The following is a 16,536-nucleotide window of genomic DNA, read 5'->3' on the forward strand; positions in this document are numbered from 1 at the left end:
CGTCGCCAGTGTTTCGGTCCACGGTGCGGGCCGGATGCCTCGCTTACGTCTGATTTCGCGGGTCCTGTGAGACAATGATCCTGGCTGGAACCCGATCCACATCCGGATTCCGGTCCGGCGACTTTGTTCCCAAGACCGTCAATGATGAGCAGGGAGCCACGGATCCTCTGATCCCGGCTGTCCCGCAATTCCATTGGACGGCACCTGGTTGTGACGTGTAGATCAACGGGTTTCAGGACAATTCCGCCGGCCCTCCAGGGCTGCCGCACCCCACTGCCGGTGCGAACCTGAGGGTATCCAATTGACTTCTGTCAATGCCTGCGGGTGTTGACAAATATTTGCCCCAACGGGTGCCGGATGTGGCGGCACGTCGGGGGCAGGAGTGTCGCCACATATGGATAATGACCAGGTTGTAACGGCCAACGACAACGCCCACGGTGCCGGGGATCCAGCAGAAGCCGCAGCAGTGGCAACGCCGCCGAAGCGTCCTGTCCGGACCCGCCGCAAAGCCCTTCCGAAGAAGGAAACCCCCGCGGAGGCAGCGGACACGGCAGCCGCTTCCGAGGCCGCAGCAGACGCGGCCCCCGCAGCAGTTCCCGCCGAGGCGACCGACGCTGCCGGGGCTCCGGCAGCCGGAGCCAGGGCCAAAGCACCCGTCCGCCGCTCCCGCGCCCGCAAGGTCGCCGAACCGGCCGAACCCCTCCCGGCCTTCACTGCTGAGGCCGATGCCGCCGCCCCGGCAGTCGAGACCGCCGACGCCGCTGACGTTCCAGTGGAGAAGCCGGTCCGGCGCCGCGCCAGCCGCGCCAAGGCCGCTGCCCCCGTCTCCGAATCTCCGGCCGCTGAGACCCCTGCTGCGGCAGACTCCGCAGTGACGCCGGAAGCCACAGCAGCCGCCGTCCCCGAGCCGGCAGCAACAGAAACGCCCTCCGGGGCGCCCTCGGCCGGCTCTTCGCTTTTCCTTGAGCCGGGAGTGGTCCACTCGATGATCTTCCAGGCCCCCGACCTGGCCACTGCCGTGCGCCCGGCCCCGGCGGCAGCCGCAGTGGCGGAAGCCGATGAGGAAGAGGGCGAGGAAGGTGAAGGCGAGGACGCCGGAAGCCGCCGCCGCCGCCGCAGCCGCGGACGCCGTGGACGCAGCAGCCGCGGATCCGACAGCGAGCCCGGTGCGGAAAACGAATCCGAAGACGCCGGAGAAGAAGCAGAGGAGGGCTCCGAGGACCAGCTGGAAGAAGGCGTGACCTCCCGCCGCCGCCGCCGCCGCCGCCGTGGCGACGAGGACCTGGAGCTGACTGGCGGGGACGACAACGATCCGCCCAACACTGTGACCCGCGTCCGTGCACCCCGTGCGGCCGCCGAGGCGCCCGTCAATAACCGCGTCACGTCGCTTAAGGGCTCCACCCGGCTTGAAGCGAAGAAGCAGCGCCGCCGCGAATCCCGCGACACCGGCCGCCGCCGCACCGTCATCACCGAGGCCGAGTTCCTGGCCCGGCGCGAATCGGTCGACCGCCAGATGATCGTCCGCCAGCGCGACGACAGAATCCAGATCGGCGTCCTCGAGGACGGCGTCCTGGCCGAGCACTTCGTGTCGAAGACCCAGCAGGATTCCCTGATCGGCAACGTCTACCTGGGCAAGGTCCAGAATGTGCTGCCGTCCATGGAGGCCGCCTTCGTCGACATCGGACGCGGCCGCAACGCCGTGCTCTACGCCGGTGAAGTCAACTGGGAATCCGTCAACCTCGAGGGCAAGCAGCGCCGGATCGAGAACGCGCTGAAGTCCGGTGACTCCGTGCTGGTCCAGGTCACCAAGGACCCGGTCGGGCACAAGGGCGCCCGCCTGACGAGCCAGATCTCGCTTCCCGGCCGCTACCTCGTGTACGTTCCCGGCGGCTCCATGACCGGAATCTCCCGCAAGCTGCCCGACGTCGAACGCAACCGCCTGAAGCGGATCCTCAAGGACCGGCTGCCGGAAGATGCGGGCGTGATCGTCCGCACCGCCGCCGAGGGTGCATCCGAGGAAGAGCTCACGCACGACATCAACCGCCTCCGCGCCCAGTGGGAAGGGATCGAAGGCCAGTCGACCTCGACCAAGATCCTCGCCCCCGAGCTGCTCTACGGCGAACCCGACCTGACCATCAAGGTGGTCCGTGACGTCTTCAACGAGGACTTCTCCAAGCTGATCGTCTCCGGCGAGGAAGCCTGGGACACCATCGAGGCCTACGTCACCTACGTGGCGCCGGACCTCGTGGGCCGGCTGGAGAAGTGGACCAAGGACACGGACATCTTCGCCGCGTGGCGCATCGACGAGCAGATCAGCAAGGCCCTGGACCGCAAGGTCTTCCTGCCCTCCGGCGGCTCCCTCGTGATCGACCGCACCGAAGCCATGACCGTGGTGGACGTCAACACCGGCAAGTTCACCGGCAGCGGCGGCAACCTTGAGGAAACCGTCACCAAGAACAACCTGGAAGCAGCCGAGGAAGTCATCCGGCAGCTCCGGCTCCGCGACATCGGCGGCATCATCGTGATCGACTTCATCGACATGGTGCTCGAATCGAACCGTGACCTCGTGTTGCGCCGCATGGTGGAATGCCTGGGCCGGGACCGGACCAAGCACCAGGTCGCCGAGGTGACCTCGCTGGGCCTCGTGCAGATGACGCGCAAGCGGATGGGCACCGGGCTGCTGGAAGTCTTCGGCGAGCAGTGTGAAACCTGCGCCGGCCGTGGCATCGTTACCCACGACGATCCGGTGGAGCACCGCCGCGCCAACGTCGTGGCGGCCGAGCACCACGTTCCGCGGACCGAGCACCAGCCCGCCGCCCGGACGGAACGCAAGAGCCGCCGCCGTGGCAGGGGCGGCCAGGGCGCGGACGAGCAGTCCGCCCCGGCAGCAGTCCAGGCCGAGCCCACCGAGGCCGAGCGCAACGCAAAGGCCGAGGCCACCCGGGCCGCGCTGGCGAACATCGCGGCTGCGGCGCATGCCGCCCACCTCCATGGCGGGGAGGCAGCCACCGCGTCCGACGCCGGGACCCGCCGGGCCGCCCTTGAGGCAGCAGCCGAGCTGGCCGCGACGGAGGAAGCTGCCGGACGTCCCGCCGCCGTACTGACGTTCGGCGGCGAGCAGGTTACCCTGCCGTTCGTGGAACACGCCGACGAGGCAAGTGCACCCGCGCTGACCATGGACCTCCTGACCGAGGCCTTCGCCCACCTGGGTGATGCCGAGGCAGCACCGGCAGCCACGGCTCCGGCCGCGAAGGAACAGGCTGTGCAGGAACCGGCTGCCACGACAGTGAATGCGCCGGTATCGAAGGCTCCGGCGGGCCGGACCGCAACGGCCGCTCCGGCGCGCACGGGCGGAACCGGACCGGGCCGCGCCCAGGCGCCGGGTTCCCAGACCGAGGCGGAAGCCGAGCCCGGCACCTCGCGGACCCGCCGCGGACGCCGCAACCGCAGCGCCAGCCGCGCCCAGGGTGCAGCCAACGAGACCTCGGTGGAACAGCGCCAGGAAACCCGGCAGGCCGCCGCCGTTTCGGTGCATGAGGCGAAGGTTCCGGCAGCTGCAGCGCCGCCGGCCAAGCCTGCCGCGAGCGAGCCGATCATCCTCGGTGTCGGGGTTCCGGCTTCGGAGCTCTAACACCGGAACAGTTCAGCACGGCCGCGGGTGCGGTCCGGACGGCGTAGCCATACGACCGGGTCCGGACCGTGCCCGCGGTTTCGTTAAGGGATGCGGCCGGGCTGGGTCCCTGACACGGGGTCCCGGACGCCGCGGACACCGGAGGGCTGCCGGCCCGGGACGCCGTCGTGGTGCCGGGGGAGCGGGTGCCAACCCGCAGCAGCCACATGACCGGCTGCTCGCTGTCCCCGGCGCGGGCAGCCGGCAGCCGGCTGGCCATGACCCTGGCCTTCCGGCAGTCCTTCCGGCAGTCCTTCCGGCACGAGGTCGATGTCTCCGACGCGCCGCGTCTGCACGCCTGACCCGGGGAACCGGGCGGAGCCTGTACGATAAGTGGGCACGGTTCCGGAAGTCGTCGCGGCAACACCCTGTCCATACAGAGTGGCGCCTACCACGTACCTCCCTTCGGAACCAGCCTCATTTGCGGCCGAAGGCAAAATTAGCGTAGTCTAGATCTTCGGTGCTTACGCCAACACTTGGGTTATGACCTTGAGGACGCTCCACTTGATTTTGAGTGCGATTGTCCACGGGATAGCTCATGGGTCCCCCCGGGGAACCCACCGGCGTAGAGGCACAGCGTGAGCCGGACCAAAAACTTTGGAACCAGGTTCCGCACGCAAATCTAGTAATAAACGTCGAGAGAAGTGAGTTCCCCAGTGGTGTACGCGATTGTCCGCGCAGGCGGCCGGCAAGAGAAGGTTTCCGTTGGAGACTTCGTTACCCTGAACCGCGTCCCCGGTGGAGCCGGCAGCACCTTTGAGTTGCCCGCACTGCTCCTGGTAGACGGTGACAAGGTCACGTCTGCAGCAACGGACCTGGCCAAGGTAAAGGTTACGGCTGAGATCCTTGAGGACCTTCGCGGTCCCAAGATCGTCATCCAGAAGTTCAAGAACAAGACCGGTTACAAGAAGCGCCAGGGTCACCGTCAGGAATTGACCAAGGTCAAGATCACCGGTATCAAGTAACTAGTCGTTACTGTTCAGGTTTTCAGCAGATTCCCCAGAATTTTAAGGCAGGCATTTTCAAATGGCACATAAAAAAGGCGCGAGTTCCACTCGCAACGGTCGTGACTCGAACGCCCAGTACCTCGGCGTCAAGCGCTTCGGCGGCCAGGTAGTTTCTGCAGGCGAGATCATCGTCCGCCAGCGTGGCACCCACTTCCACCCGGGCGCCGGCGTTGGCCGCGGCGGCGACGACACCCTGTTCGCCCTGGCCCCCGGTGCTGTCGAGTTCGGCACCCGCCGTGGTCGTCGCGTTGTGAACATTGTGGCTGCAGCAGCTGCAGAGTAGCAACAAGTCTTAAGTCGGTGGGGCGGGCCATTAGGTCCGCTCCACCGGTGTTTTAACCGCATTACAATCATCTTGGGAGTCTTCGGGCACCCGGGGAACAGCACTGAGGAGATCCACGTGGCTAGCTTTGTAGACCGGGTAGTACTGCACGTATCCGGCGGTACCGGCGGCCACGGTTGTGTCTCCGTCCACCGCGAGAAGTTCAAGCCGCTCGGTGGTCCCGACGGCGGCAACGGCGGCAACGGCGGCGACGTTATCCTGCGCGTCGACCCGCAGACCACCACCCTGCTTGACTTCCACCACGCCCCGCACCGCCACGCCACCAACGGCGGCCCCGGCATGGGCGACTGGCGCGCCGGCAAACACGGCGAAACCCTGATCCTTCCGGTCCCCGTGGGCACCGTGGTCAAATCCAAGACCGGGGAAGTCCTCGCAGACCTCGTGAGCGAAGGCGCCGAATACATCGCGGCGGCCGGCGGCATCGGCGGCCTGGGCAACGCCTCGCTCTCCTCGCAGAAGCGCCGCGCCCCCGGCTTCGCGCTGCTCGGCATCGAAGGCGAATCCAGCGACGTCGTCCTGGAACTGAAGTCCATCGCCGACATCGCCCTGGTCGGCTTCCCCTCCGCCGGCAAGTCCAGCCTGATCGCGGCCATGTCGGCCGCGCGGCCCAAGATCGCCGACTACCCGTTCACCACCCTGATCCCGAACCTCGGCGTGGTCCAGGCCGGCGACGTGCGCTTCACCATCGCCGACGTCCCGGGCCTGATCGAAGGCGCCAGCGAGGGCAAGGGACTCGGCCACTACTTCCTGCGCCACGTCGAGCGCTGCGCCGCCCTGGTGCACGTCCTTGACTGCGGCACGCTCGAATCGGACCGTGACCCGCTCTCGGACCTTGCCATCATCGAAGCCGAGCTGGAGAAGTACGCGGTCGACATGAGCTACAGCGGAGCCGACGGCGAGGTTGTGCCGCTGAACCACCGCCCCCGCCTGGTCGCACTGAACAAGGTGGACCTGCCCGACGGCAGGGACATGGCCGAGTTCGTCCGTCCGGAACTGGAATCCCGCGGCTACAAGGTCTTCGAAATCTCCGCGACCAGCCACGAGGGCCTCCGCCAGCTTGGCTTCGCCATGGGCGAAATCGTCCAGGCAGCCCGCGACGCCCTCGCCGCCGCCCCGCCGAAGGTACACGCCCCCGTCCTCAAGCCGCGTGCGGTCAACGAATCCGGCTTCAAGATCCGCCGCGAAGAGAAGAACCTCGAACCGCTGTTCCGCGTCCTGGGCGACAAGCCCGTGCGCTGGGTCAAGCAGACCGACTTCACCAACGAGGAAGCCATTGGCTACCTCGCCGACCGCCTGGCCAAGCTCGGCGTCGAAAACGAGCTCTTCAAGCAGGGCGCCAAACCGGGCGACACGGTCGTCATCGGCGAGGACGACGGCGTCGTCTTCGACTGGGAGCCGACCATGATGGCCGGCGCCGAACTGCTGGCCGCCCCGCGCGGCACCGACGTGCGCTTCGCCGACATCGGCGACCGCCCCACCCGCGGACAGAAGCGCGATGAACAGGTCGAACGCCGCGAGGCCAAGGCTGCGGCCCGCGCCGAACTCGAAGCCGAGCGCAAGGCCGGGATCTGGACCGAATCCGTCAGCGGACGCCGCGCCGACAAGCCGGTCAAGGAGAGTGGACTGGACGCAACAGATGACGAGTAAAGCCGTCACTGTACCCGGCGGGGCGCTCTCCCCGGATCGCCGCCGGGCGACGGACCCGGCGGCGGACACGGCGACTCCCACGCCGGCCCCCGACCGCTCCGTGCTGTCCGGGGCCCGCCGGATCGTGGTGAAGGTCGGATCGTCCTCGCTGACCTCGATCAAGGGCGGCATCTCGGAAGAGGCCCTGACCGAGCTCGCCGACGCCCTCGCCCACAGGCGCAACGCCGGCACGGAGATCATTCTGGTGTCCTCCGGCGCGATCGCCGCGGGGCTCGCCCCGCTCGGTCTGGCGAAGCGCCCCCGCGACCTCGCCACCCAGCAGGCGGCCGCCAGCGTGGGCCAGGGACTGCTGATGGCCCGCTATACACACGCTTTCGGCGCCCATGGCGTCACCGTCAGCCAGGTGCTCCTCACGGCCGAAGACTTCATGCGCCGCAGCCAGCACACCAACGCCCTGCGCGCCCTGGACCGGCTGCTCAACCTCGGCGTTGTGCCCGTAGTCAACGAAAACGACACCGTCGCCACCCACGAGATCCGCTTCGGCGACAACGACCGGCTCGCGGCCCTCGTCGCCCACCTGGTCCGCGCGGACGCCCTCGTGCTGCTCTCCGACGTCGATTCCCTCTACGACGGTCCTCCCGCGCACGGCGCCAAGCGGATCCCGCACGTCACCGGCCCGCAGGACCTCGACGGTGTGACCATCGGACGCACCGGCAAGGCAGGAACAGGCACCGGGGGAATGGTGACCAAAGTGGAAGCCGCCACCATCGCCGCCGGCTCGGGCATCCCCGCCCTCGTCACCTCCACCGGCAACGCCGCCGCCGCGCTGGCGGGCAAGGACGTGGGGACCTGGTTCTCTGTCAACGGCTCCCGCAAACCGGTCCGCCTGCTCTGGCTGGCGCACCTCGCCTCTGTGGAGGGCACCCTGGTGCTCGACGACGGCGCAGTCCACGCCGTGCGGGACCGCCACACCTCGCTGCTGCCGGCTGGCATCTCCGCCGTGCACGGACACTTCGAAGCAGGCGACGCCGTGGCCATGGTCTCGGCGCACGGCACCGTGATCGCCCACGGCCTGGTCAACTACGGCGCGGCCGAGCTTCCGCAGATGCTGGGACGCTCCACGAAGGAACTCGGCAAAGCACTCGGCCGAGGTTACGACCGGGTAGTTGTTCATGTTGACGATCTGGTGCTGGTGTGAGCCTCCCGCTCGCCTAAACTGGAAGCATGACTGAGGCCCTGACACCCCGCTCCGCCGTGCTCGCCGAAAAGCTGTTCGCCGAAGGGCTGCTCCCCGCGGACGGACCGGCCGAAGGCAACCATAAAGCCGGCCCGGACACCGTTCCGGAAACCGGCGGCGCCGCCGGCGTCGAGGCAGCAGTCCACGCCATCGCCGACCGTTCGCGCCAGGCCTCGCGCAGGATGGCACGCGCCAACCGGGCCTGGAAGGACCGTGGGCTCCGCGCCATCGCGGCCGCGCTGCTGGATCAGCAGGCCCGGATCCTCGCTGCCAACACCAAGGATGTCGCCGCCGGCCAGGCCAACGGCACGTCCGCGGCACTGCTGGACCGGCTCACCCTCACCGGCGCCCGCGTCCAGGGCCTCGCCGCGGCGCTGGAGAACCTCGCCACCCTGCCCGATCCGGTCGGCAATGTGGTCCGCGGCCAGACCCTGCCCAACGGGCTCCGGCTGCGCCAGGTCAACGTGCCCCTGGGCGTCGTCGCCGCCATCTACGAGGCACGCCCGAACGTCACCGTGGACATCGCCGGGCTGGGCCTGAAGAGCGGCAACGCCGTCATCCTGCGCGGCGGGACCGCCGCTGCCGCCACCAACGCCGCCCTCGTCACCGTGCTCCGGGACGCCCTCGAGTCGGTGGGCCTGCCCGCCGACGCTGTGCAGAGCGTCGACCAGTTTGGCCGCGAAGGCGCCAACGTCCTGATGCGCGCCCGCGGCCGCGTCGACGTCCTGATTCCCCGCGGCGGTCGGGAACTGATCCAGTCCGTCGTCGCCAACGCCAAGGTTCCCGTGATCGAGACCGGCGAAGGCAACGTGCACATCTTCCTGGACGCCTCCGCGAACGAGGAGATGGCCGTGGAGATCCTGCTGAACGCCAAGACCCAGCGGCCCAGCGTCTGCAACACCGTGGAAACCCTGCTGGTCCACTCGGCGTCGACGGTGCTGCCCGCCGTCGCCGCGGCACTGCGGGCGGCCGGCGTCACCCTGCACGCCGACGAACGGATCCGCGCCGCCCTGCCGGCCACGGTCGACTCGGTCCCCGCCACGACGGAGGACTGGGCCACCGAATACATGGACCTGGACCTCGCCGTGGCGATGGTGGACAGCCTCGACGACGCCGTCAAGCACATCCGCACCTGGTCCACCGGCCACACCGAAGCCATCCTGACCAATGACCTCGGCAACGCCGAACGTTTCATCGCGGAGGTGGATTCGGCCGCCGTGATCGTGAACGCCTCCACCCGCTTCACTGACGGCGGCGAATTGGGACTGGGCGCCGAGGTCGGCATTTCCACCCAGAAGCTGCACGCCCGCGGACCGATGGGACTGACGGAACTGACCACCACCAAGTGGATCGTCCAGGGCGAGGGCCAGATCAGGGCCTAGCAACGCTGTAACATGGAACAGAAGTCCGCAACGCCGGGGATACCCGCCGTCGTCAAATCTTGAACTCACTAGGGGAGAACATGCTGTTGCAGCACATCGCCACATTCGTCACCGCCGCTGGCGAATCAGGCCACGGGGAACTCGCGCCGATCATCGCTCCGCCGCTCGTCGTTGGCGCTGTCATGTTCGCTTTGCTCATGGTCATGCTGTTCGTCACGCTGTCCTACTCCAACCTGGGCAAGCGCCACGAAGCCGTCGAGGAGCACGCGGATCCGCACCGCCAGCACCCGAACAAGCACGATCACAGCCAAGGGCACTAGTATTTCCGCCACCGGGAAGCAGCGCGGCGCCAAGCGCCGCCTGCGCCTGGGTGTGATGGGTGGCACGTTCGATCCCATCCACCACGGGCACCTTGTCGCGGCCAGTGAGGTCGCGGCCAAGTTCGACTTGGATGAAGTGGTCTTCGTGCCCACGGGCCAGCCCTGGCAGAAGATGAGCAAGAAGGTCAGTGAGGCGGAGCACCGCTACCTCATGACCGTCATCGCCACGGCGTCGAACCCCAGCTTCACGGTCAGCCGGGTGGACGTGGACCGGCCCGGGCCCACCTATACGATCGACACGCTTCGGGACCTGCACACCCTGCGTCCGGACGCGGACCTCTTCTTCATTACCGGTGCCGATGCCCTGGCCCAGATTCTGTCCTGGAAGGACATCGACGAACTCTGGTCCCTGGCACACTTTGTCGGGGTCACCCGGCCAGGCCATGTCCTGGACGGAATGGGCCGCAAGGACGTCAGCCTGCTCGAGGTTCCCGCCATGGCGATCTCCTCGACGGACTGCCGGGCCAGGGTCGCGGCGGGGAACCCCGTGTGGTACCTCGTCCCCGACGGCGTGGTCCAGTACATCGCCAAATACGGACTGTACGGCGGCGACCCGGACTCCGGGGACACCCCGGCCGGCAGTGGCGCCGCCCGCTATGACCGAAGCACCGAGATAGCCCAACCCGCCAGCATCGAATGAGTTTGCAATGAGTCAGGAACAGCCACCAATCCGCAGCCGCCGCCAACTGCGGCAGGCCAGAGCCGAACGCCTGGATGCGGACCAGGACGCCGGTACCCCAGGTTCCGGCGCGGTTCCCGCTGCCTCAAATAACGCTGCCTCAAATAACGCTGCCTCAAATAGTCCTGCCTCGAACAATCCTGCCACCCCGGAGCCTGCCGGCGTTGTAGCCACTGGCGTTGTGGACCCCGGCGAGCCCACCGAGGCCGAAGTCACCGGCCGCCGCCGGAATCCCGGCCCCGTGGACTCGGTACGCACCGCGGCCGGCGCCGGGCGGTCCTCTCAGGTCCGGGCCCGGGACCGCGCCACCTTGCGTTCCATCCTGGAACTCGCCGAAAAGGAAAGCGATCTCTCCGGTGGCGGGCCGCCCACCCGGCGCCAGCTCCGGCTGTCGCAGCTGGCGGCCGAAACTGCCACGGCAACTTCTGCCGACCAAACCGTCGCCGCCGACGGCCCCAAACCCGTCGGGCAGGAGGCCGCTGGCGGCCCCAAACCCGCCGGGCAGGCGGCCGACGACGGCACCGCCGGCCAGACCGGTCAGGGACCCAAGGGCATGACCGTGGAACAGGCCCTCGCCGCGCGTGAACTGCTGGCCCAGCAGGCTCAAAACCAGCTGGCCAAGATGGACCACATCAACGCCACCGACCCGGACGCCGTCGATCCTGGCGTGCTGGCGGAGCAGACCGCCCTGGCCGGGCGGGCAGCCCTGCTGAACCGCCGGACCGCCGCCGGGCAGAAGCCGGCCGGGCAGAAGCCGGCCGAGCAGAACAGCAAGCCCGAACCTGTGCGCAATGACCCGGCCACTGCCAACAACCTGGCCATGGTCACCCCCCTGGAGTTCGTCCAGGTGCCCGGCGTGGATTGGCCCGTCCTGAAGCGCCCGCCCACGTCCCATGTGCCAGTCATCACCACTGCAGGTCCCCGGGTTGAGCAGCCCGGGAAGTCCGGCAAACGCCCCGCGGCCGGGATCCTGGCCGCACAACAGCCTGACGATGATTTCCACGGGCGGCCCCCCGTCGCAGCGAATTCCGCCTACGGGCTTGAGCCCCTCGATGCGGAGACGGCCGGCCTCGGCAGGGCGCGGCGCCTCCGCCTCGTGCAGCTCGCGGTGCTGGCCCTTGGCCTGATTGCGCTGATCGGCGGCGTCACGCTGATCATTACTGGCCTCTCCGGCTAGCCACCTTCGTTCCTGGCCCAGCCGTTTCGGCTGGCGGCCATTCCCCGCATTTCCGCTACACGCTTTTCACCCACCCAGCTTTTTCACAACAAGCTTTTCCCAACAAGCTTTTCCCAACAAGCTTTTCCCAACAAGATTTTCCCAAAAAGGAGTCCCGTGACTGCAACAGAATCAGCCATCGCCACAGCCCGCCACGCAGCCCGAGCTGCCGCGGAGAAACTCGCCGAGGACATTATGGCGATGGACGTCAGCGAACGGCTGGCCCTGGCCGACATTTTCCTGATTGCCTCCGCACCGTCCGAGCGCCAGGTCAACGCCATCGTGGACGGCATCGAAGACGAACTCTCCAAGTTCGAGCTCAAGCCGATCCGCCGCGAAGGACGCTCCGGTGGCCGCTGGGTCCTGCTGGACTACGGCGACATCGTCATCCACGTCCAGCACGAGGAAGACCGGGTGTTCTACGCCCTGGAGCGTCTCTGGAAGGACTGCCCCGTCGTGGACCTGCAGCTTGGGGACGACGCCTCCGCCAAGACCGCGGCAGCCTCCGAAACGGAGTAGCGGCGGGAACCCAACGGAATATGCCCGATTTGGAATTTTCCGAAGGGCTGTTCTAAGATATTTGAGTTGCTTCGGAGAGATCCGGACCAAAAAGCCGGAACCTAAAGCATTTGCTGACGGGGCCGGAGCAACGAAAATTCGGGGCTGTGGCGCAGCTGGTAGCGCACCTGCATGGCATGCAGGGGGTCAGGGGTTCGAGTCCCCTCAGCTCCACCGGATCATCCGCCGGAATCGAAAGATTCCGGCGGATTTTTTTTATCCGCCGGCATGGCCGTTGTGCCTGGGCAATGGCGGCCCTTCGGGAGTTTCCCGGGACTGCCGGCGCCGGCGGCGTGTCGATTCGCGCGAACCGTAATTGTGGTTTAAGATAAACAGGTTGCTTCAGGGAAGACGGTCCTTCGCAGGAAAGTCCTACCAGGCAAATTCGGGGCTGTGGCGCAGCTGGTAGCGCACCTGCATGGCATGCAGGGGGTCAGGGGTTCGAGTCCCCTCAGCTCCACCGAAGAGGTCCTGCTCATTGAGCAGGGCCTCCTTTGTTTTGCGGGTGGCTCGCACGTGAGTGGCGGGCCCGGCCGCGCTTTCAGCGGGTTGCCTTGCCGGTCTTCCGGCTCTCCCGCCAGGCCCGCCAGGCGCCTGTGGACCACAGGGCCCACAGCACCAGGAGCGGCTGGAACAGCAGGCGGATCCCGCGGCTCAGGTCCGAATTGAGTCCGAACGAATCGGTTCCCGTGGCGAACTGGGAGATGTTGCCCGGGAAGACCGCGACGAAGAAGGCCGCCACCGTCCAGCCAAGGGCCACCCGCCACCGCCTGAGCAGCCAGAGGCCCAGCCCCAGGCCGATTTCCACCAGCCCGGAAGCGACCACCACGAAGTCCGCGTCCAGCGGCAGCCAGGGCGGTACCTGGGCGTAGAACGCCTCACGGCTCCAACCCAGGTGGCTGACACCGGCCAGGACCAGGAACCCGCCCAGCAGCAGCCTGCCGGCAGTCCGCAACCCCGCGCGCAGCCGGGAATCCGGGGAGCGGGGCGGCACCGGACGGTCCGGGGGAACCGGACCGTGGGACTGAACTGGGCTGTCGGCCATGCGGCGCCACCTTCACTCGGGGAAACCAGCTTAGCAATCCGCCCTGACCGGCACCCCGGCCCGCCCGTTCGACTAAAGTTGGGCACGTGAACGAGACCCCGCCCCCGTGCCCCGAATGCTCCAGCAAATACACGTATGAGATGGGGGCGCTCCTGGTCTGCCCTGAATGCGCGCACGAATGGTCGCCAGCCGCGGATCCGGAGTCAGAGGACCAGGCCGCCAAACCGATCAAGGACGCCGTCGGGAACATCCTCGCGGACGGGGACACCGTCACGGTCATCAAGGACCTCAAGATCAAGGGAAGTTCCACCGTAATCAAGGTCGGCACCAAGGTCCGCGGAATCCGGCTCGTGAACGGCGTCGGTGACCACGACATCGACTGCAAGGTGGACGGCGTAGGCCCCGTGCAGCTCAAATCCACCGTGGTCAAGAAGATCTGACCGGCGATGAACGGTCGTGCCGCACGATGGAAAGATGCGCTCCGCACACAGTTGTGGCCTCTCCCGACGGCGGCAGTCGCCCTGGCCGTTGCCCTGGGGACGATGTTCCCCGCGTTGGACGCTGCTGTGGAAGGCCAGTTGTCTGGGGGCACTGGCGGTCTCCTCTTCAGCGGGGGGCCCGAAGCGGCCAGAGCAGTCCTGCAGGCCATCGCCGGCTCCCTCATCACGGTTACGTCCCTGACGTTCTCCCTGACGGTGGTCACGCTGCAACTGGCCAGCAGCCAGTTCTCGCCACGGTTGCTGCGGACCTTCACCTCGGACCGGTTCGTCCACGTCACGCTGGCCCTGTTCCTGGCCGCGTTCGCTTTCTCCCTGACCGTCCTTCGAAGCGTCCGCGATGAAGGCACCGGGAACGAGGCGTTTGTCCCTGAAATCTCCGTCACCATAGCTTTCGTGCTGGCCATTGCCAGCGTCATCGGCCTGGTGCTCTTCCTGGCACACCTCACCCGGGAAATCCGCGTGGAGACCATGATGCGGCGAGTCCACGTCGAAACGCAGGACACCATGGACCGCATCTTCCCCCAGGACCGCCCGGGCCGGGGATCAGAACCGGAACCGGGACCTGGTCAGGCGGCAATCCTTATCGAGTCCGCCCACTCCGGATTCCTGACGTCAGTGGACAAAGCATCGCTCGTGCAGGCTGCCGCCGACGCGGGGGGAGTCATCCGGCTGGACCGTGATCCGGGCAGTTCCCTGGTCAAAGGCGTACCCTTTGCGACCGCATGGCCGGTCACGGCCGGGGCGACCTTCCCACCTGCCGTCCGGGAAGAGCTTAGGACCAGCGTCAACGCCGCCGTCGCCACCGGGTTTGAACGCACCAACGTCCAGGACGTCGGATTCGGTTTCCGCCAGCTGGTCGACGTCGCCGCACGGGCACTTTCTCCCGGCATCAACGACCCCACCACGGCAGTGCACATCATCGGGCACCTCTCGGCGCTCCTGTGCCGGCTGGCGGAGAGAAACCCAGGCCCCGAGCACCTCACGGATGACGAGGGGCAGGTAAGGGTGGTCCTCGCTCTGCCCACGTTCAAGGACTTTCTGGATCTGGCCATGAACCAGCCCAGGCTATATGGTGCAGCGGACCCCGACGTCGCCGCGCGGCTCCTGAGACTCCTGCAGGAGATCTCCTGGTGCGACCGGAATGGCCAATACCGGAGGGAAATCCTGGAGCACCGGGGACGGATGCGCGCGGATATCAGCGCTGGAAAATACTCACCGGCTGAAAGGCAGCATCTGCTGGACCTGGCAGCTGCTGTGGGTTCCACCGGACTTTCCGGCTCTACACACAAGGCAACCCCGGGAGGGTGATGAACGGGTCACCGTCCCCGGCGCCGGGCAGGCGGGAATACCGCCGGAGGCTGTGGGGAGCGCTCGGCGGGGGAACCGCAGGTTTCGTGCTGGCATCCGCCGCCTACCTGTTGATCACCCCTGTGCTGGAAGCCAGCCCCGGATGGGTCCGGGAGCTGCAGGGTCTGTCGTGGAATCTTGTTCCGGGCCTCACTCTGCCCGGCGCCGTCATCGGATGGATGGTGGCTGGCGCCCGGCGTCCGCGCTGAAAGCGGCGGGGATCAGGATAAGTTTGCAGGGGCCCTCATTTCAAGGTCCGAACACTGACTCAGAAGAAGGCGGCAGCTCGCGCGTGGCGGACAACACTCTTGATTCCCTCTTCTCAGAGCTGGGCAGGTTCCCGGATGTGGAAGCGGCCAACCTGCAGGCCTGGGACGCTACGGACAGGCTCCTGCTGGACACCGCCGCGGACCTGCTGGCTGCCGGGGTCCTGCAACCCGGCAGCAGGCTTGCCGTTGTGGGGGACCGCTACGGGGCCCTGACCCTCGGGGCCCTGGCTCTTTACGCCGCCCGCCCCGGCGCCGCCGTACCTGCTGGCTCCGCCGGCTGGTCCGTGCCGGTCCGGGTGCACCAGGACCTCATCACCGGTGAGCATGCCCTCCGCAACAACGCCGGGAAGCTCGGCGTAGCCGGCGGCTTCAAACAGTTGCCGCTGGGAGCCGGGCTCCTGGCCGGGGCCAACGTGGTGCTCCTGCAGCTGCCCAAGTCCCTGGCGGAGCTGGAGGAAATTGCCGACGCCATCGCCCACCACGCAGCGTCCGACGTCGTGCTGCTGGCCGGCGGCAGGCTCAAGCACATGAGCCTGGGCATGAACACGGTGCTGGAGCGCCACTTCAGCGAGGTCCAGCCCCAGCGTGCCCGGCAAAAATCCCGGATCCTGCTGGCCCGCGGCCCCAGGCCCGCCACCGGGGCCCCGCCGTTCCCGGTCGCCGAGGTCAACGCCGAGCTGGGCTTGACCGTGTGCGCCCGCGGGGCCGTGTTTGCCGGCACCGGGCTGGACATCGGCACCCGGTTCCTGCTGGATTTCCTGCCCCAGATGCCGCCGGCACGGCATGCGATCGATCTGGGCTGCGGCACCGGGATCCTCGCCGCCATGTACGCCCGCGGCAACCCCGGTTCCCGGGTCACGGCCACCGACCAGTCCGCGTCCGCCGTCGACTCCGCCAGGGCGACGGCAGACGCCAACGGCCTCGCGGCTCAAATCACCGTCCTTCAGGACGATGCCATGGCCTCGCTGCCGGAAGCCAGCGCCGATTTGATCCTGCTCAACCCGCCCTTCCACGTCGGAGCCGCGGTCCATGCCGGGGCCGGCCTCAAACTGATCGAGGCGGCCGGGCGGGTCCTCGCGCCGGGCGGGGAACTCTGGACGGTCTTCAACAGCCACCTGCACTACCAGCCCGCGCTGCAGCGGCTGATCGGCCCCACCCGCGAGGTCGGCCGAAACCCGAAATTCACGGTGACCGCCAGCATCCGGAAATCCTCCGAAGTGTGAAGCGGGGCGCGTGGGCGGTCACAGAGGGGTAAC

The 16,536-nt window shown here is 67.7% G+C and carries 16 protein-coding genes and 2 tRNA genes; 17 read left to right on the forward strand and 1 reads right to left on the reverse strand.

Features of this window, described 5'->3' with window-relative positions; genetic code table 11:
- Positions 1-394 precede the first annotated feature (394 nt).
- The 13 genes from ACZYX4_RS11635 to ACZYX4_RS11695 all read left to right on the forward strand — a co-directional run bounded on the left by ACZYX4_RS11635 (position 395) and on the right by ACZYX4_RS11695 (position 12,579).
- Positions 395-3,631, forward strand: coding sequence for an Rne/Rng family ribonuclease (locus tag ACZYX4_RS11635; protein WP_463875991.1), 3,237 nt, complete (start codon positions 395-397; stop codon positions 3,629-3,631).
- Between the two features lie 185 nt (positions 3,632-3,816).
- Positions 3,817-3,972 carry a hypothetical protein gene (locus ACZYX4_RS11640; protein ID WP_463875993.1) on the forward strand — a complete coding sequence of 52 codons (156 nt, stop codon included), beginning with the start codon at positions 3,817-3,819 and terminating at the stop codon, positions 3,970-3,972.
- A 354-nt stretch (positions 3,973-4,326) separates the two neighbouring features.
- Positions 4,327-4,635 carry a 50S ribosomal protein L21 gene (gene rplU, locus ACZYX4_RS11645; protein WP_282380108.1) on the forward strand — a complete coding sequence of 103 codons (309 nt, stop codon included), beginning with the start codon at positions 4,327-4,329 and terminating at the stop codon, positions 4,633-4,635.
- A 61-nt stretch (positions 4,636-4,696) separates the two neighbouring features.
- Positions 4,697-4,960 (forward strand): 50S ribosomal protein L27, encoded by a 264-nt coding sequence (gene rpmA, locus ACZYX4_RS11650; protein WP_069952019.1) that lies wholly within the window; start codon positions 4,697-4,699, stop codon positions 4,958-4,960.
- A 117-nt stretch (positions 4,961-5,077) separates the two neighbouring features.
- Complete coding sequence (gene obgE, locus ACZYX4_RS11655; protein ID WP_463875995.1) at positions 5,078-6,667, forward strand: GTPase ObgE; 1,590 nt, start codon at positions 5,078-5,080, stop codon at positions 6,665-6,667.
- Positions 6,657-7,865, forward strand: coding sequence for a glutamate 5-kinase (gene proB / locus ACZYX4_RS11660; RefSeq protein ID WP_463875997.1), 1,209 nt, complete (start codon positions 6,657-6,659; stop codon positions 7,863-7,865). The genes obgE and proB overlap by 11 nt, the downstream gene beginning before the upstream one ends.
- 26 nt (positions 7,866-7,891) lie before the next feature.
- Positions 7,892-9,286 carry a glutamate-5-semialdehyde dehydrogenase gene (locus ACZYX4_RS11665; protein WP_463875999.1) on the forward strand — a complete coding sequence of 465 codons (1,395 nt, stop codon included), beginning with the start codon at positions 7,892-7,894 and terminating at the stop codon, positions 9,284-9,286.
- An 80-nt stretch (positions 9,287-9,366) separates the two neighbouring features.
- Positions 9,367-9,606: a hypothetical protein gene (locus ACZYX4_RS11670; protein WP_463876000.1), complete on the forward strand. Its 240-nt coding sequence runs from the start codon at positions 9,367-9,369 to the stop codon at positions 9,604-9,606.
- Positions 9,607-9,646: 40 nt separating this feature from the next.
- Positions 9,647-10,306 carry a nicotinate-nucleotide adenylyltransferase gene (gene nadD, locus ACZYX4_RS11675; protein WP_463876168.1) on the forward strand — a complete coding sequence of 220 codons (660 nt, stop codon included), beginning with the start codon at positions 9,647-9,649 and terminating at the stop codon, positions 10,304-10,306.
- Between the two features lie 7 nt (positions 10,307-10,313).
- Complete coding sequence (locus ACZYX4_RS11680) at positions 10,314-11,522, forward strand: hypothetical protein (protein ID WP_463876002.1); 1,209 nt, start codon at positions 10,314-10,316, stop codon at positions 11,520-11,522.
- A gap of 156 nt (positions 11,523-11,678) precedes the next feature.
- Positions 11,679-12,080, forward strand: a complete 402-nt coding sequence (gene rsfS, locus ACZYX4_RS11685) for a ribosome silencing factor (RefSeq protein WP_463876004.1) — start codon at positions 11,679-11,681, stop codon at positions 12,078-12,080.
- A 140-nt stretch (positions 12,081-12,220) separates the two neighbouring features.
- Positions 12,221-12,293: transfer RNA gene (locus ACZYX4_RS11690), tRNA-Ala, on the forward strand.
- Between the two features lie 213 nt (positions 12,294-12,506).
- Positions 12,507-12,579 (forward strand) — tRNA-Ala (locus ACZYX4_RS11695).
- A gap of 81 nt (positions 12,580-12,660) precedes the next feature.
- On the opposite strand, the gene ACZYX4_RS11700 is transcribed toward ACZYX4_RS11695, so the two are convergent.
- Complete coding sequence (locus ACZYX4_RS11700) at positions 12,661-13,164, reverse strand: DoxX family protein (protein ID WP_463876006.1); 504 nt, start codon at positions 13,162-13,164, stop codon at positions 12,661-12,663.
- A gap of 86 nt (positions 13,165-13,250) precedes the next feature.
- On the opposite strand from ACZYX4_RS11700, the gene ACZYX4_RS11705 reads away from it, so the two are divergent.
- From ACZYX4_RS11705 to ACZYX4_RS11720, 4 genes are all read left to right on the forward strand, one after another.
- Positions 13,251-13,604 (forward strand): zinc ribbon domain-containing protein YjdM, encoded by a 354-nt coding sequence (locus ACZYX4_RS11705; protein ID WP_463876008.1) that lies wholly within the window; start codon positions 13,251-13,253, stop codon positions 13,602-13,604.
- Positions 13,605-13,610: 6 nt separating this feature from the next.
- Complete coding sequence (locus ACZYX4_RS11710) at positions 13,611-14,972, forward strand: DUF2254 domain-containing protein (protein WP_463876010.1); 1,362 nt, start codon at positions 13,611-13,613, stop codon at positions 14,970-14,972.
- On the forward strand, positions 14,972-15,220 hold the full coding sequence (locus tag ACZYX4_RS11715) for a hypothetical protein (protein ID WP_463876012.1): 249 nt from the start codon (positions 14,972-14,974) through the stop codon (positions 15,218-15,220). The genes ACZYX4_RS11710 and ACZYX4_RS11715 overlap by 1 nt, the downstream gene beginning before the upstream one ends.
- Before the next feature lie 83 nt (positions 15,221-15,303).
- A complete protein-coding gene (locus ACZYX4_RS11720) occupies positions 15,304-16,503 on the forward strand; it encodes a class I SAM-dependent methyltransferase (protein WP_463876014.1) in 1,200 nt (399 codons plus the stop codon).
- Positions 16,504-16,536: the final 33 nt, after the last annotated feature.

Source organism: Pseudarthrobacter leeuwenhoeki (assembly GCF_055412885.1).

Bases quoted from the DNA above. Each gene is read 5' to 3' on its own strand.
- ACZYX4_RS11635 (WP_463875991.1), top strand. From the start codon at position 395: ATGGATAATGACCAGGTTGTAACGGCCAACGACAACGCCCACGGTGCC.
- rpmA (WP_069952019.1), top strand. From the start codon at position 4,697: ATGGCACATAAAAAAGGCGCGAGTTCCACTCGCAACGGTCGTGACTCG.
- proB (WP_463875997.1), top strand. From the start codon at position 6,657: ATGACGAGTAAAGCCGTCACTGTACCCGGCGGGGCGCTCTCCCCGGAT.
- ACZYX4_RS11665 (WP_463875999.1), top strand. From the start codon at position 7,892: ATGACTGAGGCCCTGACACCCCGCTCCGCCGTGCTCGCCGAAAAGCTG.
- ACZYX4_RS11670 (WP_463876000.1), top strand. From the start codon at position 9,367: ATGCTGTTGCAGCACATCGCCACATTCGTCACCGCCGCTGGCGAATCA.
- ACZYX4_RS11680 (WP_463876002.1), top strand. From the start codon at position 10,314: ATGAGTCAGGAACAGCCACCAATCCGCAGCCGCCGCCAACTGCGGCAG.
- ACZYX4_RS11700 (WP_463876006.1), bottom strand. From the start codon at position 13,164: ATGGCCGACAGCCCAGTTCAGTCCCACGGTCCGGTTCCCCCGGACCGT.
- ACZYX4_RS11710 (WP_463876010.1), top strand. From the start codon at position 13,611: ATGAACGGTCGTGCCGCACGATGGAAAGATGCGCTCCGCACACAGTTG.
- ACZYX4_RS11715 (WP_463876012.1), top strand. From the start codon at position 14,972: ATGAACGGGTCACCGTCCCCGGCGCCGGGCAGGCGGGAATACCGCCGG.